Annotated in this window: 22 protein-coding genes; 14 read left to right on the forward strand and 8 right to left on the reverse strand. The window is 67.7% G+C overall.

The annotated features are described in order from the left end of the window. Nucleotides 1-43 precede the first annotated feature (43 nt). Complete coding sequence (locus tag ACFYW8_RS15140) at nucleotides 44-229, reverse strand: helix-turn-helix domain-containing protein (RefSeq protein WP_389073488.1); 186 nt, start codon at nucleotides 227-229, stop codon at nucleotides 44-46. A gap of 259 nt (nucleotides 230-488) precedes the next feature. On the opposite strand from ACFYW8_RS15140, the gene ACFYW8_RS15145 reads away from it, so the two are divergent. The 6 genes from ACFYW8_RS15145 (at nucleotide 489) to ACFYW8_RS15170 (ending at nucleotide 6003) form a co-directional block, all read left to right on the forward strand. Further along, complete coding sequence (locus ACFYW8_RS15145) at nucleotides 489-842, forward strand: hypothetical protein (RefSeq protein WP_389073493.1); 354 nt, start codon at nucleotides 489-491, stop codon at nucleotides 840-842. Nucleotides 843-1118: 276 nt separating this feature from the next. Further along, a complete protein-coding gene (locus ACFYW8_RS15150) occupies nucleotides 1119-1355 on the forward strand; it encodes a hypothetical protein (protein WP_389073497.1) in 237 nt (78 codons plus the stop codon). 527 nt (nucleotides 1356-1882) lie between these two features. Further along, nucleotides 1883-2188, forward strand: a complete 306-nt coding sequence (locus tag ACFYW8_RS15155; protein ID WP_389073502.1) for a hypothetical protein — start codon at nucleotides 1883-1885, stop codon at nucleotides 2186-2188. Nucleotides 2189-2931: 743 nt separating this feature from the next. Continuing rightward, a complete protein-coding gene (locus ACFYW8_RS15160; RefSeq protein WP_389073507.1) occupies nucleotides 2932-4164 on the forward strand; it encodes a phage major capsid protein in 1233 nt (410 codons plus the stop codon). 651 nt (nucleotides 4165-4815) lie between these two features. Then, a complete protein-coding gene (locus ACFYW8_RS15165) occupies nucleotides 4816-5532 on the forward strand; it encodes a helix-turn-helix domain-containing protein (protein WP_389074010.1) in 717 nt (238 codons plus the stop codon). Beyond that, complete coding sequence (locus tag ACFYW8_RS15170) at nucleotides 5533-6003, forward strand: NUDIX hydrolase (RefSeq protein ID WP_389073512.1); 471 nt, start codon at nucleotides 5533-5535, stop codon at nucleotides 6001-6003. It abuts the gene before it with no gap. 286 nt (nucleotides 6004-6289) lie between these two features. On the opposite strand, the gene ACFYW8_RS15175 is transcribed toward ACFYW8_RS15170, so the two are convergent. Both ACFYW8_RS15175 and ychF read right to left on the reverse strand, forming a co-directional pair. Continuing rightward, nucleotides 6290-7228, reverse strand: coding sequence for a hypothetical protein (locus tag ACFYW8_RS15175; RefSeq protein WP_389073517.1), 939 nt, complete (start codon nucleotides 7226-7228; stop codon nucleotides 6290-6292). Between the two features lie 403 nt (nucleotides 7229-7631). Then, nucleotides 7632-8720: a redox-regulated ATPase YchF gene (gene ychF, locus ACFYW8_RS15180; RefSeq protein ID WP_365877997.1), complete on the reverse strand. Its 1089-nt coding sequence runs from the start codon at nucleotides 8718-8720 to the stop codon at nucleotides 7632-7634. Between the two features lie 305 nt (nucleotides 8721-9025). Here ychF and ACFYW8_RS15185 point away from each other — a divergent pair, with 305 nt between their 5' ends. Further along, nucleotides 9026-9496: a DUF6542 domain-containing protein gene (locus tag ACFYW8_RS15185; protein WP_389073524.1), complete on the forward strand. Its 471-nt coding sequence runs from the start codon at nucleotides 9026-9028 to the stop codon at nucleotides 9494-9496. Nucleotides 9497-9553: 57 nt separating this feature from the next. On the opposite strand, the gene ppgK is transcribed toward ACFYW8_RS15185, so the two are convergent. After that, on the reverse strand, nucleotides 9554-10303 hold the full coding sequence (gene ppgK / locus ACFYW8_RS15190; RefSeq protein ID WP_389073528.1) for a polyphosphate--glucose phosphotransferase: 750 nt from the start codon (nucleotides 10301-10303) through the stop codon (nucleotides 9554-9556). 29 nt (nucleotides 10304-10332) lie between these two features. After that, nucleotides 10333-11346 (reverse strand): 4-hydroxy-3-methylbut-2-enyl diphosphate reductase, encoded by a 1014-nt coding sequence (locus ACFYW8_RS15195; RefSeq protein WP_365877991.1) that lies wholly within the window; start codon nucleotides 11344-11346, stop codon nucleotides 10333-10335. A 108-nt stretch (nucleotides 11347-11454) separates the two neighbouring features. Here ACFYW8_RS15195 and xseA point away from each other — a divergent pair, with 108 nt between their 5' ends. The 3 genes from xseA (at nucleotide 11455) to ACFYW8_RS15210 (ending at nucleotide 13775) form a co-directional block, all read left to right on the forward strand. Next, on the forward strand, nucleotides 11455-12663 hold the full coding sequence (xseA, locus tag ACFYW8_RS15200; protein ID WP_365877989.1) for an exodeoxyribonuclease VII large subunit: 1209 nt from the start codon (nucleotides 11455-11457) through the stop codon (nucleotides 12661-12663). Between the two features lie 9 nt (nucleotides 12664-12672). Beyond that, nucleotides 12673-12912: an exodeoxyribonuclease VII small subunit gene (locus ACFYW8_RS15205; protein WP_365877987.1), complete on the forward strand. Its 240-nt coding sequence runs from the start codon at nucleotides 12673-12675 to the stop codon at nucleotides 12910-12912. A 272-nt stretch (nucleotides 12913-13184) separates the two neighbouring features. Continuing rightward, on the forward strand, nucleotides 13185-13775 hold the full coding sequence (locus ACFYW8_RS15210; protein WP_365877985.1) for a malonic semialdehyde reductase: 591 nt from the start codon (nucleotides 13185-13187) through the stop codon (nucleotides 13773-13775). 188 nt (nucleotides 13776-13963) lie between these two features. Here the strand turns inward: ACFYW8_RS15210 and ACFYW8_RS15215 are convergent, their stop codons facing one another. Continuing rightward, nucleotides 13964-14482, reverse strand: a complete 519-nt coding sequence (locus ACFYW8_RS15215; protein ID WP_365877983.1) for a DUF4245 domain-containing protein — start codon at nucleotides 14480-14482, stop codon at nucleotides 13964-13966. A gap of 126 nt (nucleotides 14483-14608) precedes the next feature. Between ACFYW8_RS15215 and glpX the strand changes: the two genes are divergently transcribed. Then, nucleotides 14609-15640 carry a class II fructose-bisphosphatase gene (glpX, locus tag ACFYW8_RS15220; protein ID WP_365877981.1) on the forward strand — a complete coding sequence of 344 codons (1032 nt, stop codon included), beginning with the start codon at nucleotides 14609-14611 and terminating at the stop codon, nucleotides 15638-15640. A gap of 423 nt (nucleotides 15641-16063) precedes the next feature. Here glpX and ACFYW8_RS15225 read toward each other — a convergent pair whose 3' ends face one another. Then, nucleotides 16064-16435, reverse strand: a complete 372-nt coding sequence (locus tag ACFYW8_RS15225; protein ID WP_355847696.1) for a WhiB family transcriptional regulator — start codon at nucleotides 16433-16435, stop codon at nucleotides 16064-16066. 258 nt (nucleotides 16436-16693) lie between these two features. Further along, on the reverse strand, nucleotides 16694-17422 hold the full coding sequence (locus ACFYW8_RS15230; protein ID WP_389073550.1) for a DUF1707 domain-containing protein: 729 nt from the start codon (nucleotides 17420-17422) through the stop codon (nucleotides 16694-16696). Nucleotides 17423-17670: 248 nt separating this feature from the next. On the opposite strand from ACFYW8_RS15230, the gene ACFYW8_RS15235 reads away from it, so the two are divergent. The 3 genes from ACFYW8_RS15235 (at nucleotide 17671) to ACFYW8_RS15245 (ending at nucleotide 21820) form a co-directional block, all read left to right on the forward strand. Then, nucleotides 17671-19338, forward strand: coding sequence for a fumarate hydratase (locus ACFYW8_RS15235; RefSeq protein WP_389073555.1), 1668 nt, complete (start codon nucleotides 17671-17673; stop codon nucleotides 19336-19338). A 270-nt stretch (nucleotides 19339-19608) separates the two neighbouring features. Then, nucleotides 19609-21012 (forward strand): class II fumarate hydratase, encoded by a 1404-nt coding sequence (locus ACFYW8_RS15240; RefSeq protein WP_389073558.1) that lies wholly within the window; start codon nucleotides 19609-19611, stop codon nucleotides 21010-21012. A gap of 115 nt (nucleotides 21013-21127) precedes the next feature. Further along, the gene (locus ACFYW8_RS15245) at nucleotides 21128-21820 is read left to right on the forward strand and encodes a DUF402 domain-containing protein (RefSeq protein ID WP_389073563.1); all 693 of its coding nucleotides are present in this window, start codon (nucleotides 21128-21130) and stop codon (nucleotides 21818-21820) included. Nucleotides 21821-21977 lie beyond the last annotated feature (157 nt).

The following is a 21977-nucleotide window of genomic DNA, read 5'->3' on the forward strand; positions in this document are numbered from 1 at the left end:
CGAATAACTACACCAGGCGCCACAGTCGACACAACCCGCTTTGTCACTCGGTTCTGTGTTGCCCTAGCCAATGCTCAACATCCCGGACGCGAAACCTCAAGTGCCGACCGACACGATGCGCCGGAATGCCCCACTCTCGATAACATCCCAGAAGAGAACGCTTAGATATGGCAAGGTAATCGGCCAGCTCTTCCGGAGCCATAAGACGGTTCGAACCGCCAGCGGACATGCTTCCATCTCCCTCTACTCGACGTGTTCTGTTGCTATCGGCCTGTGCGCTGAAGTTTGCGTCCCAATGGGTGGCGGATGCAAACGCCACCCGCAACGCTCACGCTCGCATCGTTTAAACGCTCGTCCTTGCATCCGCCAGGGGGTTGATGTTATGCCGCAACGCATCGTTGATTCCGCCACCCTTGCCGACATAGAACTGATCCCAGTGAACGGCCGAGGCGCTTCGGCCCCGACGAAATAGACGTAAGGATCAGTAGATGAACAAGAGGCCCGATCTGGTCGACAAGGCTAAGACGCTCCCCCCGTTCGACCCGCACACGGCCGAGTTCGGGCACTTCTATCTCTGGCCTGAGATGAGCGGTGACTATCGATCCGTCCTCCTTTCTCTTGAGGACAGGAACGAGTACGGCGTGAAGGCCGCGATAGTCGCTATCTACTATGACGGGTCTATGGAAGTTCGAGCTTTCCGATATTTCCTCGCTGATGGAGCGGGCGGATATCAGGAACCCAAGTACGTGAGGCTTCTTCCCGAGACGGCTCATGAGGTTGAGGCTGTCGCGGACGAGTGTTCCCGTGCCAGCGCGTTCCTAGCATCCATAGCAAAGGATTAACCCGCAGCACAACAACAATCGCCCCGGCAATTGCCGGGGCTTTTTTTGTGCCCAAACCGAAAGAGAAACTGATCGATGACCATTCTTTTCCAGTACGCCGAGGCTATCGAGGTGCGTAGGGTGAAGCTTCGGAAGCGCGGGTTCGCTCTCGCGGCCGAAACGATCCCCCCGACCGGACAGGCCGCGCTTTGGTATGGCGACACGATCCACTGTGTGCCGCGCAGCGGCCAGGCCGTGGCTCGACAGATAGCCCGCCTGTGTGGAGACGATTCCGAGGTGACCATTCCCTGGCGTTCGCTCGCCGATGCTGTCGGCATCCGGGACCGGGCCGGCAACCTTCGCCGCTACACGGAACGCGGCGTAAGGACCCTGGTCGACGCTGGGTGGCTCGACGTCGAGACGGTCGGCAGCAAGCGCGGAGCGAAGACGACGTTCCGCCTACTACCTGGCGACCAGGCCGCGGAGCGGTTCAGGTGGATCGATGACGAGGACTGGTTCGCCGAGGCGGCCTGAAGGGACCCACGAACTTATGGCCTTAGTAAGGCACCGCCTGTGAGGGCGGATGCCTCTAGCTGCTCGCTCGCTCCGCTCACTCTCAGGCCATGGCCGATCAAGGCCGATGGCTGAAGAACTTATGGCCTAAGTAAGGGCCCCTGTCCGGGGCCCGTTAGCTACTCGCTTCGCTCGTATCTATGCCCTGGCCGATCAAGGCCAGAGGCAACGGCAGTAGCAATACAGCGCCCTGGCGGTCGAGCCAGGGCGGTTCTGAGTAGTTCAGTAGAGAAGCACTCCAAGGCACCCCGAGGCGCCATTGAATGAATGTAGCTTTCATAGCCTCGGCTCTCAATCAGCCGAGGCTTTCTGTTCGCTCGCTTCGCTTACAAGCCGAGGCTAGATAGGTAGGCCGGCACCGACGGCCGAGGCAACAGAACGGCCTAGGCGCCGTTCTGAAGCGTCATTAGTAGCTGTATGCTCGAAGGCTTGAAGGGGCCGCTCACGCGCCCCTTCTCTGCTTCTAGAAGGTATAGGGGGTTTAAACGGTGCCGAAATATCAGGCCATCGTGCGAGTGGCCCATGACGGTCGCAACCTGGCCGAGGATAGCGCGCGTGACGCGCTGGACACGGTGACTGGTGACCTACTGGAGTACGCGGCCACGGGCCGCTTCTGGGACGGGCGTACCGAGTTCACCATGACGGTTCAGGTTCCTTCGCTCCGGAACGTGAGCGGCGTTGCTATCCGGATTGTGCTCGCCGCGTTCGCGCACGCCGGATGGAGCGTGAGCGTGCTCCGCGTCGACACCTGGGATGTAGTCGAGTGGGATCAGGCTCAGGGAGTCTCCGCGTAGCCGAGGCGAAAGAGTCTGTCTGTAGGGGCCGGAGAACTCTTCTCCGGCCATTGTGCGTTCCTCCGGGCACTTTCGCACCCTGCCCCGACCGACAAGCGGGGAAGGGGATTCTGAAACTCCAATGGGATCCTTCCCTGCACCCGCCGCCTTCCCTTCGCGTGAGCGCGCGGGGGTTAGCCCGAGTTCGTGGGAACCTGTAACGACTCGCAACAATGCGTAGCGGAGAATGCTGGAAGTGACGTAACCCGGTTTCTAACCGGTCTATAACCAATGCAGGAACCTCTTCGGGGGGTTGCTGCGACTCCCGCACGCCGTGAGGCGTTCGGGGCCGAGGGATGGTCACTCCTTCAAATGCTGGTTCCGGGTCCGAGTAGGGCGCGGCTTCTTGGCTTTCATCTGCCAAGGGGTCGCGCCCTTTCTCATGCCCTCGCATAATCGTGGCCTTTCCTCAGAAAGGAAGTAATGACTGTTGATTTGACTTGCTGGCAATGCGCTGAAGTCTTCACCCGTGATCTCGGTCCGGGGGCTCCACCTAAATTCTGCGGCGCAACATGCCGCGATGCGGCGAAGCGCACTCGGCAGCGGCTCGCCTATGAGCAGCGAGCCGAACTGAGAAGGATGCAGTACGGATTTCCGAACTGAACGTCAGTAACTAATAACCAAACCAATTGGGTCGCACGGCATTCGCCGGAGCGGCCCTTTTTCATGCCCGGTGACCACCTGGCCCCGACGTAGGAGAAGAATTGAAGCCTGAGCTTCGTAAGATTTTTGATGCTGCCGAATCCGAGGATCGCGGCCTGACGGCCCGCGAAGTGGCGGCCGTTATCAACTCCATTCCGGCTGAAGAGCGCATGGCGCGTACCGAGATCCTGGCCGCCGTGAACGGCGAGAACGGTCCGTCTGCGGCCGAGACTCGCGACTCCATCGCCGAAACGCTGAAGTACATGGAGATGCGCGCCGTTGATGCGCGCGAGGACCGGGCGACGGTTGACCGAGAGGCCGAGATTCGCGCCCTGGTCGAGAAGGCCGGCACTGTTGTTGTGCCGAACGGAGGTTCCGGATTCCCCGATGAGTCGAGCGCCTGGCGCTCGATCCTGCCGAGCGGAAACGAGTTCCGAACTCTGCTGAATACGGGCTCTCCTGGCTCTGGCGGGTACGCGGTTCCCGCGAAGACTGCCGACACCTATGTTGAGCACCTGCGGGCTGCGAGTGTCTTCCTTCGCGTTCCGGGCATCAACGTTCACCGGTTCGAGGGTGGCGTGTTCACGCTGCCGAACCTGACTAGCTCGACCACTCCGGGCGTTGTCGCCGAGGGTGCGGCCATTCCCGAGGGAACCGCGACCTTCGCTGGCCTGTCCTTCCCTCCGATCAAGTACGCAGACCTGTACCGAGCAAGTAACGAAGTGCTCGATGATGCTGCCTTTGAGATGCGGAATCTGATCAGTGGCGTGATGATCCGCAACATTGCGACGCAGGTCGACAAGGACGCGTTCCAGGGGACGGGAACGGCTTCTCTCGCCGGTCTGACGAAGGCTGGCATGGGCACGGCCGTGAACCTCTCCGTGGGCAACACCGTCGTTAAGTGGGACCACATCATCGATGCGTTCTCGGATATCGAAGCGGCGGGTGCGGTCCCGGCGGTTATCTGGGCTTCGCCTGACATGGGTAAGGCGCTCCGCAAGGAACGCGAGAACGGCAGCAACGGCGGCTACCTTGCCGGGCAGGTTACCGACCGAGTGACCGAGAAGGGCCTCGGTCTCCCGATCTATGTTTCGGCGAATCTGCCCGCTAAGACGGTGATCGTCGCTGACCCGACCCGTCTTCACATCGGTGTGCGTTCCGATGTGCGGGTTGCCGTTTCGGAAGACTTCGGATTCGACAAGGATCTGACCGCGTTCCGCGCTACTTACCGAGTGGCCGGTCTCGCGGTTGACGCGCCCTCGGCACTCCAGGTCATCAAGGCTTCGGCTACCTGATTCATGTAGACAGACCCTCTTGCTTCGGCGAGAGGGTCTTTTCTGCGTTGTGACTTGGCCGGCACAAGCATGTTGAGGCTCCACCAGCGTCGGCGCACTGGTGGAGCCAGACCGACCCGCTAGGCGAGAGGAGATTCGCCGTCCCTGGCGTGCCGGAGTTCTTCCTCTTGCTCTTCCTGAGCTTCGGACTCGGAAGCCTTCTCTTGCTGCCTACGCCGCCATGCCTCGGTCATGGTGATGGGCATTATGGGGGCAGGGCTACACAGCATCGTCGGGTCACCCCTTCCGGCACTCGACGTGCCGGTAAACGACAACAGGCGCCCCGGACTGCCTTTCGAGGCATCCCCGCCGTACGCGTTCAAGGGGCTTGATCGGCTTCAGGCACGCGGGGCACGTCTCGCCCCTGGGGGCGTATGTGGAGTACTCCCACTGCTTCGCGTCCGTTGTATCTGTCGTTTGGCTAGCCATTTCCCCGGCCTCTCCGATGCTCCCTCTCAGAAGCCCCATGCTCGGCCTGGTCGCCCGGACGTAGGAACCTCGTACGTTTCCCACTTCGGGACGTCCCACGGGGTGTAGAACGTCCCAAGAGGAGCTGGGCCACCTCGGGGAGGATGCGACCGCATGGCGGGCAACGAACGGTTACGCACCACCATGGCGGCGGGAGGGTGGACTCACGCCAGTCTCGCAACCGAAGTGGGCATAGATCCCAAGTCAGTTGAGCGATGGGTGAACCTAGGCAGAGTCCCGCGTCGGGCAACCGCCGTGAAGGCCGCTGAAGCCCTGGGCGAGGACATACACGCACTCTGGCCGGCACTTCGCCAGGCCCGTTCCGCACGGGCTGTGAGTCCTGAGCTAGTGGCCCTGTACGAGCAACGGGCAGACCTGCCCGTGTCCGTGTTCGTCGACCTGTTGTCGTCGGCGCGCGAGCGCGTCGACGTGCTCGTCTACGCGGCAGTGTTCTTGCATGAGGCGTACCCGCGGCTCAATGACCTACTGCGGGAGAAAGCCGGTGCGGGTTGCTCGGTGCGTATCGCCCTGGGGGACGCGGACAGCCTGAACGTGAAGGCTCGGGGGCTTGAAGAGCGGTACGGCCACGGCATCGAGTCACGGTGTCGTCTGGCCTTGATGCACTACCGACCGTTGGTCGACGTTCCCGGCATCGAGCTTCGGACGCACGGAACGACGCTCTACAACAGCTTGTACCGGGTCGATGATCAGATGTTGGTCAACGGTCATCTGTGGGGCGTGAACGCGTACGCGGCCCCGGTGTGGCACCTGCGACAGGTCGAGGGCGGCCGCATGTTCACCGGCTATGAAGAGAGCTTCGATGCCGTCTGGGAGACGGCCCAAGCTGTGGAGGCTTCCTAGATGGCCCGTACGGAGTTCTACGACGATCCTGCGGCCCCGGAGCCGAACAGTCTGGTCGTGGCAGCGTCAGCGGTCGTCACGGACGGCCAGGGGCGCATCCTGCTTCAACGCCGCTCCGACTCGGGGAAGTGGGCATTGCCCGGTGGCGGTATGGAGATGACCGACAGCCTTCCCGGCACGGCCGTACGAGAGGTCAAGGAAGAGACCGGGCTCGACGTCGAGGTCACGGGCCTGGTCGGCACCTACACCGACCCCCGGCACGTCATCGCGTACAGCGATGGGGAGGTGCGTCGACAGTTCAACGTGTGCTTCCGGGCTCGCGTCCTCGGCGGCGACCTGACGATCTCGGATGAGTCGACGGAGCTTCGATGGGTTGCCTCGGAGGAATTGAACAGCTTGGACATGCACCACACGCAGCGACTCAGGATCGGGCACTTCCTCGAAGACCGCTCGACGCCCTACCTGGGATGACATCCCCGCCCGACGGACAGCGTGTAAACGCTCCATCGAGCGGGGTGGGTTCGTCGTGCGATGTCACGTACGACGACGTGTGTGACCAGTAACCGCAACGGTTGTACCGGGCGACGTACGCAACCACGTCCGGTACAAGTCCAACGCCCGGTGAACAACCTCGGTCGCGGTCTCGGCCGTGGATAGTTCCAGGATCTCGGCTAGGGCCGCCTCGACGGCGGCCGTCTTGCGGACGGAAAGTACGCGACTAGGCATGGCTGTCTCCAGAGTCTTCGGCGGTTGAGGCTCAGGCGCGCATGAGGGCGCGCAGCTCGGACGCGCGAGCGGCAACGTTCGGCATCTCGGGGAAGTCGCCGTGGTCGGTGATTTCGCCCGTGGTGCAGTCGATTTCGAAGACCGTCGAGCCCGTACCTAGGGCGCACTCGGCGCAGATGCCCGAGTCCTGACCAGCGGGCAGGAGGTTGCCGCAAGGGCACTCGGCGTACGCCTTCCACTGCCGCTTGCGTTCGGGCCGCTTGCGGTCGAGACGATCCGAGATCAGGTGGCCAGCCGAGTAGACCTTCGCGGGCAGACCCTGAGTCACGGCGTCGGTGATGGCGCCGATGGTGGCACCACGGTCTAGCCAGTCAGCAACCTGGGGTATGAGCTTCTTCACCTGTCGGTCGTTGAGCTTCAAGCGGCTGTCGATGGCAGCGAAGCGGCGCAGGATGCGGGCCGCCTCGACGGCCTGCGGGCCGTTCTCGGTCTTCTGCTCGCTAGAGCCCTCCCTCGGCGCTTCAGGCGCCGTCTGCGGCTCGACGGGAGGGTTGGGAGGGTTGTTCTTCTTCCCGTCCTTTACTACGTCCTTTTCCCCGTTAGGGGACGTGCCCGTGTTCCGGGTGGCCACAGGAGTGGTGACCGGACGGGTGGGAACCGGGACGGTGGCCAGGCTCGGCAGCTCGTACACGTCGACGGTGGAGACGATTCGGTTCGTCTCACTGTCACGACCGGTCTTGGTCACCCAGTACCCGAGCTTGCGCAGCTCCTCGACGGCCTTCGCCACGGCCGACCGGCCCTGTGGGTAGTCGTCGGAGAGGGTGCGGACGTTCGTCCGGTGTCCGTCGGGCAGCGACAGGACCAGGGCGAGAATGCCGCGCGCCGTGTGGCTGATACGCGGGTCTTGGATCGCACGGTTCGCGATGATCAAGAACTCGCGGTCGTGCTTGGGGATAGCATGGCGGCGCATCTGAAGCTGAACCCTTCAGGTGTGTAGTAGCGCCCGGCTGTAACCGGGCCTGCTGTTGCCCCTCAGGGATTGGCGTCCCTGGGGGGTCTTGTTTTGCGCGGTGAACTTACAGGACGTTACGACAAACGTCCAACATCGTGACTTTCAGTAACAATGCTCGGGGGCTTCGAAGGTGCGCTGACACCGAGGAGGACGCCCCATCCCACGCCTCGACAGCCATCGAAAGAAATGCCTGGTCAGAGCGATCGAGGCACGCCCCATGAGTCACCACCCAGTCACCACGGGAACGCGCAACAACGGGTTGCAACGGGGCTGAACGAGTAGAGGCCAGATCCGAAGATCTGGCCTCTGACCTGGTGTTATGCGCCTTGACCAGCGTTCTCAGTGATCAAGGGAAATCGCCCTACACGTTGAAGCGGAACTCCACCACGTCCCCGTCCTGCATGACGTACTCCTTGCCCTCCATGCGGGCCTTGCCCTTGGCGCGGGCCTCGGCGACCGAGCCCGTCTCGACCAGGTCGGCGAAGGAGATGACCTCGGCCTTGATGAAGCCCTTCTGGAAGTCGGTGTGGATGACACCGGCGGCCTCGGGGGCGGTCGCGCCCTTCTTGATCGTCCAGGCGCGGGATTCCTTGGGGCCTGCCGTCAGGTAGGTCTGCAGGCCGAGGGTGTTGAAGCCGACGCGGGCCAGGGTCGCCATGCCGGGCTCCTCGACGCCGACCGACTCCAGGAGTTCCTTCGCGTCCTCCTCGTCGAGCTCGGCGAGGTCCGCCTCCAGCTTGGCGTTGAGGAAGATCGCCTCGGCGGGGGCGACCAGGGCGCTCTGCTCGGCCTTGAAGGCGTCGTCGACCAGCTCGTCCTCATCGACGTTGAAGACGTACAGGAACGGCTTGGTGGTGAGCAGGTGCAGGTCGTGCAGCAGTTCCTCGTTGCCGGAGCCCTGGACGATGCCCGCGGAGAAGAGGGTGTCGCCCCGCTCCAGGATCGCCTGGGCCGCCTCGACCGCCGCGACCTTCGGGCCGATGTCCTTCTTGATGCGCGACTCCCGCTGGAGGCGCGGCAGGACCTTCTCGATCGTCTGGAGGTCGGCGAGGATCAGCTCGGTGTTGATCGTCTCGATGTCGTCCTTGGGCGAGACCTTGCCGTCGACGTGCACGACGTTCTCGTCCTTGAAGGCACGGATGACCTGGCAGATCGCGTCCGACTCACGGATGTTCGCGAGGAACTTGTTGCCCAGGCCCTCGCCCTCGGATGCGCCCTTCACGATGCCCGCGATGTCGACGAAGTCGACGGTCGCCGGGAGGATCTTCTGCGAGGAGAAGATCTCGGCCAGTTTGGTGAGGCGGGCGTCGGGGACGCCGACCACGCCGACGTTCGGCTCGATCGTGGCGAACGGGTAGTTGGCCGCGAGCACGTCGTTCTTGGTCAGGGCGTTGAACATGGTCGACTTGCCGACATTGGGCAGACCGACGATTCCGATCGTGAGCGACACGTTGCGACTTCCCGTACGAGAGGATGGGCGAAAGGCCCTCCAGGAGAGCGGGCCGATCCACCAGTCTACGGCGTGACCCGGCCCGGACCCGCGAGGTATCGAACGCATGGCCAAGCTCTTTCCACGGCCTCGCCTTCGGCCGGTCTCCGGCGTGTCCGATGAGCCATTCCACACATAAAACGACCTAAGTTGGTCCAGTGGAGCAACACAGGACGCGTCCCCCTCAGTACAGACCGCGACGCGGCGCACCCGTTCCGGCACAGGCCGGGCGGGCCGCGGGCGGCGGTGTCCGACGGGACGCCCAGGTGGCGCGGCGGCCGGTACCCGCGGGCGTCCCGGGGACGCGCCGCACCTCGCGTCCCCGGCTGACCGGGCTCGGCGGCGGGCTGTTCTGCGGCGCGTCGATGTTCACGCTCGCCTGCCTCGACCACCTGCTGTTCGGCGGGTCCCCGACCGTCTACGGGGTGCTGTTCCTGCCGGTGTGCGTGCTGACCGCGCTGTGGGTGCGGCCCGGCGATCTGATGGCCGCCCCCGTGGTCGTACCGATCGCCTTCACCCTCGGGCTGCTGTCGATCACCGACGACAGCGGAGGCGGCGTGGGCGGCCACTTCATGGGCCTGGTCACCGGCCTCGCCCTCCAGGCGGGCTGGCTGTACGGCGGAACGCTGGCCGCGGTCCTCGTCGTGACCGTCCGCAGGGTCCGCCTGATGAACCGCCGGGCCGCCCAGCGGCGGGCGGCGGCGCGCGGCCTGCCGCCCGCCAGGCAGGCCCGCTGACCCTCGTACCACCGCCGGCCGCGGTCTCGCGGGCGGCGGCGTGACCGCTGCCGCCCGCTACTGGGCGAGCTGCGCCGCTCGCATCGCGGCGCCCACGATCCCCGCGTTGTTCTGGAGCTGCGCCGGGACGATCTCCGCCTTGATGCCCTCGATCAGCGGCAGGAACTTGTCGGCCTTGCGGCTGACGCCGCCGCCGATGATGAAGAGTTCCGGGGAGAAGAGCATCTCGACATGGGCGAGGTACTTGGTGACCCGGCGCGCCCAGTGTTCCCAGGTCAGCTCGTTGTCGTCCTTGGCCTTGGTGGACGCGCGCGTCTCCGCGTCGTGGCCGTTCAGCTCCAGGTGCCCCAGCTCGGTGTTCGGGACCAGTTCGCCGTCGATGAACAGGGCGCTGCCGATGCCGGTGCCGAAGGTGAGCAGGATGACCGTGCCCCGGCGGCCCTTCCCGGCGCCGAACTCCATCTCGGCGACGCCGGCCGCGTCCGCGTCGTTCAGCACGGTCACGGGCAGGCCGCCCAGCCGGTCGCCGAGCAACGCGCGCGCGTCGGTGTCGATCCAGGCCTTGTCGACGTTGGCCGCCGTACGGATGGTGGAACCGCCGGTCACCACGCCCGGGAAGGTGATGCCCACCGGGCCGGTCCAGCCGAAGTGGCTGATGACGTCCTTCACACCGTCGGCCACCGCGTCGGGCGTCGCAGGTTGCGGAGTGAGCAGCTTGAAGCGCTCCTCCGCCAGGTCCCCGCGATCAAGGTCCACAGGGGCACCCTTGATCCCGGATCCGCCGATGTCCACACCAAAGATCTTCATGGACCCACGTTACGTCGTACGCCTGACCGTCACTTCCCGGGCGTACCACCGGTGCGCTCCGCCACCAGCGCGGCCGCCTCGGCGCGCAGATCGCGGCGCAGCTCCTTGGGGAGCGAGAAGGTGATGGACTCCTCGGCGGCCTTGACGATCTCCACGTCCTCGAAGCCTCGCTCGGACAGGAACTCCAGGACCTGCTCGACGAGGATCTCGGGGACGGAGGCGCCGGAGGTGACGCCGACCGTGCTCACGCCCTCCAGCCACGACTCGTCGATCTCGTCGGCGAAGTCCACGAGGTACGCGGCGCGGGAGCCGGCGAGCTTGGCCACCTCGACCAGCCGCACGGAGTTGGAGGAGTTGCGCGACCCGACCACGATGACCAGCTCGGCCTCCGCGCCCATCTGCTTCACGGCGAGCTGGCGGTTCTGCGTGGCGTAGCAGATGTCGTCGCTCGGCGGGGAGATGAGCAGCGGGAACTTCTCCTTGAGGGCGTCGACCGTCTCCATGGTCTCGTCGACCGAGAGGGTGGTCTGGGAGAGCCAGACGACCCTGGAGGGGTCGCGGACCTCGACCTTGGCGACATCCCCGGGGCCGTCGACCAGGGTGATGTGGTCAGGTGCCTCTCCGGAGGTGCCGATGACCTCCTCGTGGCCCTCGTGCCCGATGAGGAGGATGTCGAAGTCCTCGCCCGCGAAGCGGACGGCTTCCTTGTGGACCTTGGTGACCAGCGGGCACGTCGCGTCGATGGTGGCGAGCTTGCCGGCGGCGGCCTCGTCGTGGACGACGGGGGACACGCCGTGCGCCGAGAACATGACGATGGACCCCTCGGGGACCTCCGCCGTCCGCTCGACGAAGATCGCGCCCTTCTTCTCCAGGGTCTGCACGACGTACTTGTTGTGCACGATCTCGTGACGGACATAGATCGGGGCCCCGTACTGCTCAAGGGCCTTCTCGACGGCGATCACGGCGCGGTCCACGCCCGCGCAGTAGCCACGGGGGGCGGCGAGCAGGACACGGCGGCCAGGCGAAGCAGTCATGCCCACCATCGTAAGGCCGCGCCAGGCGGGTCGAGGATCGCCTCCTCGGAGAGCCCCGGGGCTCCGGCCCGCGGCGGGCGCGCGGCCTTGTCGGTGGTGGCCACTACGCTCGGGCCCATGGCTCTCAACACGTCCGCGGACGCTCCGCTGCCCGTCGGCGAGGTGTCACGGCTCATCGGGGGATGGATCGACCGGCTCGGCGCGGTGTGGGTCGAGGGGCAGATCACCCAGCTGTCGCGGCGACCGGGCGCGGGCGTCGTCTTCCTGACGCTGCGCGACCCGTCGCACGACATCTCGGTGGGCGTGACCTGCTACCGGCAGGTCTTCGACGCGGTCGCCGACGTGGTGAGCGAGGGCGCCCGGGTGGTGGTCCACGCGAAGCCGGAGTGGTACGCGCCGCGCGGGCAGCTGTCCCTGCGCGCCGTCGAGATCAAACCGGTGGGCGTGGGCGAGCTCCTCGCCCGCCTCGAACAGCTCAAGAAGTCCCTGGCGGCCGAGGGGCTGTTCGCGGCCGACCGCAAGAAGGCGCTGCCGTTCCTGCCGCAGCTCATCGGGCTGGTGTGCGGGCGCGCGTCCGCGGCCGAACGGGACGTGCTGGAGAACGCGCGGCACCGCTGGCCCGCCGTCCGCTTCGAGGTGCGCAACGTCGCCGTGCAGGGCGTTCACGCCGTAACGCAGGTCGTGCGGGCGGTGAAGGAGCTGGACGCGCTCGACGAGGTCGACGTGATCGTCGTGGCGCGCGGTGGCGGCAGCGTGGAGGACCTGCTGCCGTTCTCCGACGAGCAGCTCGTCCGGGCGGTCGCGGCCTGCCGTACGCCCGTGGTGTCGGCCATCGGGCACGAGCCCGACAATCCGCTTCTCGACCATGTGGCCGACCTGCGGGCGTCCACCCCGACCGACGCCGCCAAGAAGGTCGTGCCGGACGTCGGCGAGGAGTACGAGCGGGTGCGGTTCCTGCGGGACCGCGCGCGGCGCTGCGTCCAGTCGTTCCTCGACCGCGAGGAGCGCGGCCTCGCGCACACCCTGGCCCGGCCCTCGATGGAGGATCCGCACCGGATGATCGACGAGCGGGCGGACCAGGTCGCCGCCCTGCTCGACCGGGGCCGGCGCACGCTCGGGCACCTCCTGGACCGCGCGGACTCGGAGCTGACGCACACCCACGCGCGCGTGGTGGCCCTCTCCCCCGCGGCGACCCTCCAGCGGGGGTACGCGGTGCTGCAGAAGGGCGACGGCTCCGTGGTCCGGGACGCGGCCGGGGTCGCGGCGGACGAGACGCTGCGGGCGCGGGTGGCCGAGGGTGAATTCACTGTCCGAGTCGATGCATAGGGTGGCCGCATGACCAGCAAGGTGGACGAGGCGCTCGGCTACGAGCAGGCACGGGACGAGCTGATCGACGTCGTACGCCGTCTGGAGGCGGGCGGTACGACCCTGGAGGAGTCCCTGGCGCTGTGGGAGCGGGGCGAGGAGCTGGCCAAGGTGTGCCGGCGCTGGCTGGAGGGCGCGCGGGCCCGTCTGGACGCGGCCCTGGCCGAGGAGGAGTCCCAGGAAGAGGACACCGGCTCCGGTTCCGAGTGACGGGCCACTCCGGTTGACGGCCTGCAGCCGCCGCGGCCGGCTCCGGTGGGGGCGGGCCTCCGTCGTGAAGCGGGGCGGCTCCGATGCGAGGCGACTGCGCGGTGAGGGCTGCGCGATGGCCGGCCGCGCGGTGAGGCGACCTTTTCGATCCCTTCATCTGTGAAGCGGATCACGACACCCCGGTTTTGGTTGAACTTTAAACCTCTTCGTCGTACTGTCGTACTCGCCAACAGATCCCCCGGGACCCACCGCACGCACCGAGAAGGTTCTTCATGTCTCTCGTCCTCGACCCCACCGCTCAGGACCTGCTGTTCCGCGAGGCCCGCACCGCGAACACGTTCACCGACGAGCCGGTGACCGACGAGCAGGTGCAGGCGATCTACGACCTGGTCAAGTACGGCCCGACCGCCTTCAACCAGTCGCCGCTGCGCATCACCCTGGTCCGCTCCCCCGAGGCCCGTGAGCGCCTGGTGGGGCACCTCGCCGAGGGCAACCGGGCGAAGACCGCCGCCGCCCCGCTGGTCGCGATCCTCGCCGCGGACAACGAGTTCCACGAGGAGCTGCCGACGCTGCTCCCCCACTTCCCCGCCGCCAAGGACCTCTTCTTCTCCGAGCGCCCGGTCCGCGAGGGTGCCGCCGCGATGAACGCCGCCCTCCAGGCCGCGTACTTCATCATCGGCGTCCGTGCCGCCGGTCTCGCCGCGGGCCCGATGACCGGTGCCGACCTCGCCGGCATCCAGAAGGAGTTCCTGGACGACGACCACACCCCGCTGATGATCGTCAACATCGGCAAGCCGGGCGAGGACGCCTGGTTCCCGCGCGGCCCGCGCCTGGACGCCGACCAGGTCATCACGACCGTCTGACCAGTGGCTCCACCGGTACCACCGGTACCACCGGTACCACTGTTCGACCCCGCACACGCATGAGAAGGGCCCCCGGCGCCATCGCCGGGGGCCCTTCTCATATGCGTGCGGGACCAACGGCCACGGTTCCACGACCGCGGTTCCGCGACCTCGGTTCCGCGACCTCGCGGGATCGACGGTCGCGGGGTCTACGACGTCTTCAGGGCCTGCGCCATCTTCACCAGCGTGCCGAGCGACCCCGTGCCGGTCACCACGGTCGTGGAGCCCTTGCCCTCCAGGACGAGGGCGTCGTAGTGATCGCCCTCGTAACGCCGCCAGGTCCGGTCGCCGATGCGCTCGGTGGCCTTCGTCTGCCGTGCGCCCTGGCTCGCCGTGTCCACGAACACGGCGGGCCGCTGAGTGGACTGCTCGACCGCCACGTACTGACCGTCGGGAGCCTGGAAGCCCAGATGCCAGGCGTCGAACTCGCTGCCGTCGTAGCGCACCGAGGTCGCCTTCCACGCCGAGGGCAGCCCTTCGGGCGCCGCCACGGGATAGCTCGCCGCGCGGCGAGCCGTCAGCAGCTCGACCCGGTAGTCGACACGCTGGAGATCGGGCTTGGAGTCGTCATGCGGGATGAAGATGTAGATAACGCCCGCCATGAGCCCGATGAGGCCCAGGGAAAGAATCATGTCCCGGACCGACTGCTTGCCTTTCATACCTGCCACGGACCTATCGTCGCAGGTGCCCTGGCCTGCTCATCCGTGGGCCCCCCTGCTCATTTTGTAAGCCTGGCGATAGAGTCGGGACAACACCCTCATCCGGCCGTCGTCGTATCAGAAAGGTGCGTGTCGATGACCGAGCATCATCTGCCCTCCGAACTCGAAGTCCCGTCGGAAGCCCCCGACCGGAACCTCGCCCTCGAACTCGTCCGCGTCACCGAGGCCGCCGCGATGGCCGCGGGCCGCTGGGTCGGCCGCGGCGACAAGAACGGCGCCGACGGCGCCGCCGTCCGGGCCATGCGCACCCTCGTCTCCACCGTCTCGATGAACGGCGTCGTCGTCATCGGCGAGGGGGAGAAGGACGAGGCCCCGATGCTCTACAACGGGGAGCGCGTGGGCGACGGGACCGGCCCCGAGTGCGACATCGCCGTCGACCCGATCGACGGAACCACGCTCACCGCCAAGGGCATGACGAACGCGATCGCCGTGCTCGCCGCCGCCGACCGCGGCACCATGTTCGACCCGTCCGCGGTCTTCTACATGGACAAGCTGGTCACCGGCCCGGAGGCCGCCGACTTCGTCGACATCAACGCGCCCGTGTCGGTGAACATCCGGCGCGTCGCCAAGGCCAAGCGGGTCACACCCGAGGACGTCACCGTCGTCATCCTCGACCGGCCGCGCCACGACGGGATCATCAAGGAGATCCGGGAGACCGGCGCGCGCATCAAACTGATCTCCGACGGCGATGTCGCGGGCTCCATCCTCGCGCTGCGCGAGGGCACCGGCATCGACCTGCTGCTCGGCATCGGCGGCACCCCCGAGGGCATCATCTCGGCCTGCGCCGTCAAGTGCCTCGGCGGCACCATCCAGGGCAAGCTGTGGCCCAAGGACGACGAGGAGCGGCAGCGGGCGGTCGACGCCGGGCACGACCTCGACCGCGTCCTGACCACGAGCGACCTGGTCTCCGGCGAGAACGTCTTCTTCGTCGCGACCGGCATCACGGACGGCGAGCTGCTGCGCGGAGTGCGCTACCGCTCCGAGACCGCGACGACCGAGTCGATCGTGATGCGGTCGAAGTCCGGGACGGTCCGCCAGATCACGTCGGAGCACCGGCTGAGCAAGCTGCGTGCGTACAGCGCGATCGACTTCGACCGCGCCAAGTAGGACCGCCGGCCGAACGGGGCCGGGCGCCGCGAGGCGTGGAAGAAGGGGCGCCCCTTGTGCGGAGGGGCGCCCCTTTTCCGCACTCGCGCCGGTCGGCCTTCCCCACGCTCAGCCCGGCCGGCGCCAACACCCGTCCGCCGGCCCGGCTCACGCGTGCGCGCGGGCCCCGCTTCCTTGGTCGTGGGAGCGGCCGGCTCCCACATGTGCGGGCGAGCCCGGCACCCATCCGCGTGCGAGCCGGCCGGCGTCGAGGCCCGCCGGGCGGCCCGGCTTCGCCGCGCGTGAGCCGACCGGCTCACGCGTGCGGGCGAGCCCGGCGGCCGCGGGCCTGGCCGGTGGGTCCCCGTCGCGGGAGCCGGCCCGGCAGCCGCGCCTGTGACAGTGGTCCCTGTGCGCGGGGCGGGCCGGCTCTCCGGCGGTGGGTCAGCCGGCCGCGGCTATCGTGCCGCGGGCGGCCTTCTGGAGCTCCAGGTCGCGACGGCGGCGCCGCGCGAGCACGACGCGGCGCTCGGCGGCGGTGAGGCCGCCCCAGACGCCGTACGGCTCGGGTTGCAGCAACGCGTGTTCGCGGCACTCGACCATGACCGGACAGCGGCCGCAGACGCGCTTGGCGGCCTCCTCACGGGAGAGCCGGGAAGCGGTCGGTTCCTTGGAGGGGGCGAAGAACAGGCCGGCTTCGTCACGTCGGCACACCGCCTCCGTGTGCCATGGCGCTTCCTGATCCCTGTCCCGCACTGGCGCCCGCTGGGCCGGAACGGCAGCTACCTGCAGGGACTGATGCGGCGGTTGCAGCACGGTCTACTCCTGACGACGGCTTCGCGAGCGTGCCGGGCACCGCGGAAAGTTCCGCAGCGCCCTCCAAGAGACGATGCAGCAAGCCCTACCCGCTGTGCGCGCGCCTATGCACTGCGTTCCGAAGCCGGGCCGTTCTGGCGCGTGATCGATCGTTCGGCACCGGAGCATCCCGCGCCGGAACACCCGCGCAGGAACACCCCGCGTCGGGACACCCCGCGCCGGACGACCCCGCGTCCGCCGTCCGCGCCTTCGCGGGCGTCAACGGTCCAGGTGCTTGCGCAAACTCCGGTCCAGCCGGTCCGCCACCCGCTCGTTCACCCGGCTCGTGACCCGGTCGAGGATGTCCGCGATCAGCTTGCCGCGCTTGGGCCTCGCCTCGACGTTCCCCAGGACGGCCAGGCCGTCGACGTAGACCACGGGTGCGTCGGGGTCACCCGAATCCAGCGTGTCCACCTCGAAGTTGCCCAGCACGCCCCCGCCGCTGCCCCGCAGCGACACGTTCTCCGGGACGAAGATCTCGACGTTGCCGAAGACCGAGATCGCCTTGATGACGACCTGCTGGTACTCGAAGATCGCCTCGCTCAGGTCGATCTCCACGTTGCCGAAGACCGAGTACGCGTGGATGCGCCGGCCCGCCCGCCAGCGGCCCTTGCGGACGGCGGAGCTGAAGACCGCCACCACGTTCTCGTCGGCCTCCACCGGGATCGCGCCCTGGGCGGGGCGATTGGGCGCGGAGACGTACGCGGAGGTCGCGCGGCCGGTGTGGGCGGCGGGCAGGTCCCGGACGAACTGATCGAGCTCGCCCACCGTCTTCGTGGCCAGCACGCCCTCCACCCGCTCGGCATGCTCCTCCGCGGTCAGACGCCCCTCGGCGACGGCCTCGCGCAGGATGTCGGTGATCCGGTCGCGGTCGGCGTCGGAGGCACGCAGCTCGGCCGGCTTCGCCGCCGTGGCGGGGGTCGCGTCGGGGCTCTTTTGAAGGTCCACGGCAACAGGGTACCCAAACGCGATAGATCGCGACTACCCCTCTCCCGCCGTCCGCTGAAAACCCGCCGCCCGTCCGGCCCGTCGGTCCGGTGCCCGAACTGAGCCCTACCTCACAGCATCCGCACCCGCGGCAGGTCCTACGCTGGTGGATGCTGCCGATGACGGCCGGCCTCCGGCGAGCGAGCCGAAGGGGCGCGCCCGAGGCGAACGAGCCCCAAAAGCTGTCTGTCGAGTGAGGAATGGGCGAGATGCCTGAGTTCGCGTACACCGATCTGCTCCCCCAGGGAGAGGACACCACCCCGTACCGGCTGGTGACCTCCGAGGGTGTCTCCACCTTCGAGGCCGACGGGCGCACGTTCCTCAAGGTGGAGCCGGAGGCGCTGCGCAAGCTCGCCACGGAGGCCGTCCACGACATCCAGCACTACCTGCGGCCCGCGCACCTCGCCCAGCTGCGCCGCATCATCGACGACCCGGAGGCCTCGGCGAACGACAAGTTCGTGGCCCTGGACCTGCTGAAGAACGCGAACATCGCGGCCGCGGGCGTCCTGCCCATGTGCCAGGACACCGGCACCGCGATCGTCATGGGCAAGCGCGGCCAGAACGTGCTCACCGAGGGCGGCGACGAGGCGGCCCTCTCGCGCGGCATCTACGACGCGTACAAGAACCTGAACCTGCGCTATTCGCAGATGGCCCCGCTGACCATGTGGGACGAGAAGAACACCGGCTCGAACCTGCCGGCGCAGATCGAGCTGTACGCGACCGACGGCGGCGCCTACAAGTTCCTGTTCATGGCGAAGGGCGGCGGCTCCGCCAACAAGTCGTTCCTCTACCAGGAGACCAAGGCGGTCCTCAACGAGGGCTCCATGATGAAGTTCCTGGAGGAGAAGATCCGTTCCCTCGGGACGGCCGCCTGCCCGCCGTACCACCTGGCGATCGTCGTCGGCGGCACGAGCGCCGAGTACGCGCTGAAGACCGCGAAGTACGCCTCCGCGCACTACCTGGACGAGATCCCGTCGGAGGGCTCCGAGCTCGGGCACGGCTTCCGGGACAAGGAGCTGGAGGAGAAGGTCTTCGAGCTGACCCAGAAGATCGGCATCGGCGCGCAGTTCGGCGGCAAGTACTTCTGCCACGACGTACGGGTGGTGCGCCTGCCCCGGCACGGCGCGTCCTGCCCGGTCGCCATCGCCGTCTCCTGCTCGGCCGACCGCCAGGCCGTCGCGAAGATCACCGCCGAGGGCGTCTTCCTGGAGCAGTTGGAGACCGACCCCGCGCGCTTCCTGCCGGAGACCACGGACGAGCATCTCGACGAGGCCGGCGACGTCGTGAAGATCGACCTCAACCAGCCGATGGACGACATCCTCGCCGCGCTGACGAAGTACCCGGTCAAGACCCGCCTCTCGCTCTCCGGCCCGCTCGTCGTGGCGCGCGACATCGCGCACGCCAAGATCAAGGAGCGGCTGGACGCGGGCGAGGAGATGCCGCAGTACCTGAAGGACCACCCCGTGTACTACGCGGGCCCGGCCAAGACGCCCGAGGGCTACGCGTCCGGCTCCTTCGGCCCGACGACCGCCGGCCGCATGGACTCCTACGTCGAGCAGTTCCAGGCCGCCGGCGGCTCGAAGGTGATGCTGGCCAAGGGCAACCGCAGCAAGCAGGTCACGGACGCCTGCGAAACGCACGGCGGCTTCTACCTCGGCTCCATCGGCGGGCCCGCCGCCCGCCTCGCCCAGGACTGCATCAAGAAGGTCGAGGTCGTCGAGTACGAGGAGCTCGGCATGGAGGCCGTCTGGAGGATCGAGGTCGAGGACTTCCCGGCCTTCGTCGTCGTCGACGACAAGGGAAACGACTTCTTCCAGGATCCCGCCCCCGCCCCGACCTTCACGACGATCCCGGTGCGGGGCCCCGGTCTCGCGTAGCGCGGGCCCGTACGGTGTACGGCCTTCCAGGTGACGCCGTACGGGTGACGCGCGCGTGAAGCCGTACGGGGTGCCCGTACGTGACGCCTGTACGAGCCGGGTGAACGGCCGCCGACCGGGCGGCCGTTCGTGCGTCCCGCGTCGTACGGGCGCCGGCCCGCCCGGACGTCGCGGGCCGTACCCGGCGCCGGCCGCCGGGCGAACGCTCACGTGTGCCGGGCGGGAACACCCGTGGGCTCCGGGACGCTGTCCCGTACGGAGGTGTCACCGATGGCAGACGGCCAGGGCGAACGCGCGTACCGGATCGAGCACGACTCCATGGGCGAGGTCCGGGTGCCCGCGGAGGCGAAGTGGCGGGCGCAGACGCAGCGCGCCGTGGAGAACTTCCCGGTCTCGGGGCAGCGCATCGAGCGCGCGCACATCGAGGCCCTCGCCCGGATCAAGGCGGCCGCCGCGAAGGTGAACGGCGGACTGGGCGTGATCGACAAGGATGTCGCGGAGGCGATCCAGGAGGTGGCCGCGGAGGTCGCCGACGGGCGCTGGGACGCGGAGTTCCCCGTCGACGTCTTCCAGACGGGCTCGGGGACGTCCTCCAACATGAACGCCAACGAGGTCATCGCCACGCTCGCGACCGAGCGGCTGGGCCGGGAGGTCCATCCCAATGACCAGGTGAACGCCTCGCAGTCGAGCAACGACGTGTTCCCGTCCTCCATCCACATCGCCGCGACCGCCGCCGTGACCGGTGATCTCGTGCCCGCGCTGGAGCATCTCGCCGCCTCGCTGGAGCGCAAGTCGCGGGAGTTCGCCGATGTGGTGAAGTCGGGGCGCACGCACCTCATGGACGCGACGCCGGTGACGCTCGGCCAGGAGTTCGGGGGGTACGCGGCCCAGGTGCGGTACGGGGTCGAGCGGCTCCGTGCCTCGCTGCCGCGGCTGGCCGAACTCCCCCTCGGAGGCACGGCCGTGGGCACGGGGATCAACACGCCGCCCGGCTTCTCCGCCGCGGTGATCGCGGAGGTGGCGCGGGCGACCGGGCTGCCGCTCACCGAGGCCCGCGACCACTTCGAGGCGCAGGGGGCGCGCGACGGGATCGTTGAGACGAGCGGGCAGCTGAGGACCATCGCCGTCGGGCTGACCAAGATCGCGAACGATCTGCGGTGGATGGCCTCCGGACCGCGCACCGGACTGGCCGAGATCAGCCTCCCCGACCTCCAGCCCGGGTCCTCGATCATGCCGGGCAAGGTGAACCCCGTCATTCCCGAGGCGGTGCTGATGGTCGCCGCCCAGGTGACGGGGAACGACGCGACCGTCGCCGTCGCGGGCGCGGCCGGGAACTTCGAGCTCAACGTGATGCTGCCGGTGATCGCCAAGAACCTCCTGGAGTCGGTCCGGCTGCTCGCGAACGTCTCGCGGCTGCTCGCCGACCGCACGGTCGACGGGATCGTCGCGCACCGCGAGCGGGCCCGTGAGTACGCCGAGTCGTCGCCGTCCGTGGTGACACCGCTGAACAAGTACATCGGCTACGAGGAGGCCGCCAAGGTCGCCAAGAAGGCGCTGGCGGAGCGCAAGACGATTCGCCGGGTGGTGGTGGAGTCGGGGTACGTGGAGCGCGGGGACCTGACCCTTGAGCAGTTGGACGAGGCGTTGGATGTCCTGCGGATGACGCACCCGTAACAGCCCGTCTCCGCGGAGAAACGCCTGATGACAGCTCCGTAACAGGAGTTCGCCGATGGCGCGAACCGTGACGGGTGCCGCAGCGTCGTATGCGTGGGACACCTAATATCTGGTCATGGCAGAGGGTGGAGCGGTGAGACGAGCGGAAACGGGCGGGCCGGCGGGGTACTGGGAGCCCGGGAGCCAGATCCTGTGGCGGTACCGGGAGAACGCCGGCGAGCGGGTCCACATCTGCCGCCCCGTGACGGTCGCACGGGACGACGCCGACCTGCTCGCTGTGTGGATGGCGCCGGGCACCGAGTGTGTGAAGCCGGTGCTCGCCGACGGGTCGCCGGTGCACGGAGAGCCGCTGGAGTCGCGCTACACGAAGCCTCGCGCGGTGCGGCGCGACCGCTGGTTCGGGTCCGGGGTGCTCAAGCTCGCGCGGCCCGGCGACGCGTGGTCGGTCTGGCTGTTCTGGGACCAGGGCTGGCGTTTCAAGAACTGGTACGTGAATCTGGAGGCCCCACTGACCCGTTGGGCGGGCGGAGTGGACTCGGAGGATCACTTCCTCGACATCTCGGTCCACCCGGACCGGAGTTGGCGCTGGCTGGACGAGGACGAGTTCGCCATGGCGCAGCGGGCCGGACTGATGGATGTTCAACTGGCGCAACGGGTGCGGGAAGCGGGGTGGTCTGCGGTGGAGGTGATCCGCGCCTGGGGCGCGCCGTTCTCTGACGGCTGGCAGCACTGGAGGCCCGATCCGGGCTGGCCGGTTCCCGTTCTGCCGGATGACTGGGACCGTACGCCCGCGCGCGTGTCCTCATGAGACCCTTGATGCGCCCCCGTGGTACAACCGTAGGATCGTCTTCCGCAAGGGCGCATGGCAGCAACAACTCCCGCAGGATGAGCCGGGCTTGACCATATGTCACCGAGGGGCGGCAGGACGTGAGCGAGGGGTACGAGGCGTACGGCGGCGTGGCCGG

This window comes from Streptomyces sp. NPDC002742, assembly GCF_042888885.1.
Classification (GTDB): Bacteria; Actinomycetota; Actinomycetes; order Streptomycetales; family Streptomycetaceae; genus Streptomyces.

Excerpts from the sequence above, each read along its gene's own strand:
- ACFYW8_RS15140 (WP_389073488.1), bottom strand. The coding sequence starts at position 229 with ATGTCCGCTGGCGGTTCGAACCGTCTTATGGCTCCGGAAGAGCTGGCC.
- ACFYW8_RS15145 (WP_389073493.1), top strand. The coding sequence starts at position 489 with ATGAACAAGAGGCCCGATCTGGTCGACAAGGCTAAGACGCTCCCCCCG.
- ACFYW8_RS15165 (WP_389074010.1), top strand. The coding sequence starts at position 4,816 with ATGGCGGCGGGAGGGTGGACTCACGCCAGTCTCGCAACCGAAGTGGGC.
- ACFYW8_RS15170 (WP_389073512.1), top strand. The coding sequence starts at position 5,533 with ATGGCCCGTACGGAGTTCTACGACGATCCTGCGGCCCCGGAGCCGAAC.
- ACFYW8_RS15175 (WP_389073517.1), bottom strand. The coding sequence starts at position 7,228 with ATGCGCCGCCATGCTATCCCCAAGCACGACCGCGAGTTCTTGATCATC.
- ppgK (WP_389073528.1), bottom strand. The coding sequence starts at position 10,303 with ATGAAGATCTTTGGTGTGGACATCGGCGGATCCGGGATCAAGGGTGCC.
- ACFYW8_RS15195 (WP_365877991.1), bottom strand. The coding sequence starts at position 11,346 with ATGGTGGGCATGACTGCTTCGCCTGGCCGCCGTGTCCTGCTCGCCGCC.
- xseA (WP_365877989.1), top strand. The coding sequence starts at position 11,455 with ATGGCTCTCAACACGTCCGCGGACGCTCCGCTGCCCGTCGGCGAGGTG.
- ACFYW8_RS15205 (WP_365877987.1), top strand. The coding sequence starts at position 12,673 with ATGACCAGCAAGGTGGACGAGGCGCTCGGCTACGAGCAGGCACGGGAC.
- ACFYW8_RS15210 (WP_365877985.1), top strand. The coding sequence starts at position 13,185 with ATGTCTCTCGTCCTCGACCCCACCGCTCAGGACCTGCTGTTCCGCGAG.
- glpX (WP_365877981.1), top strand. The coding sequence starts at position 14,609 with ATGACCGAGCATCATCTGCCCTCCGAACTCGAAGTCCCGTCGGAAGCC.
- ACFYW8_RS15235 (WP_389073555.1), top strand. The coding sequence starts at position 17,671 with ATGCCTGAGTTCGCGTACACCGATCTGCTCCCCCAGGGAGAGGACACC.
- ACFYW8_RS15240 (WP_389073558.1), top strand. The coding sequence starts at position 19,609 with ATGGCAGACGGCCAGGGCGAACGCGCGTACCGGATCGAGCACGACTCC.
- ACFYW8_RS15245 (WP_389073563.1), top strand. The coding sequence starts at position 21,128 with ATGGCAGAGGGTGGAGCGGTGAGACGAGCGGAAACGGGCGGGCCGGCG.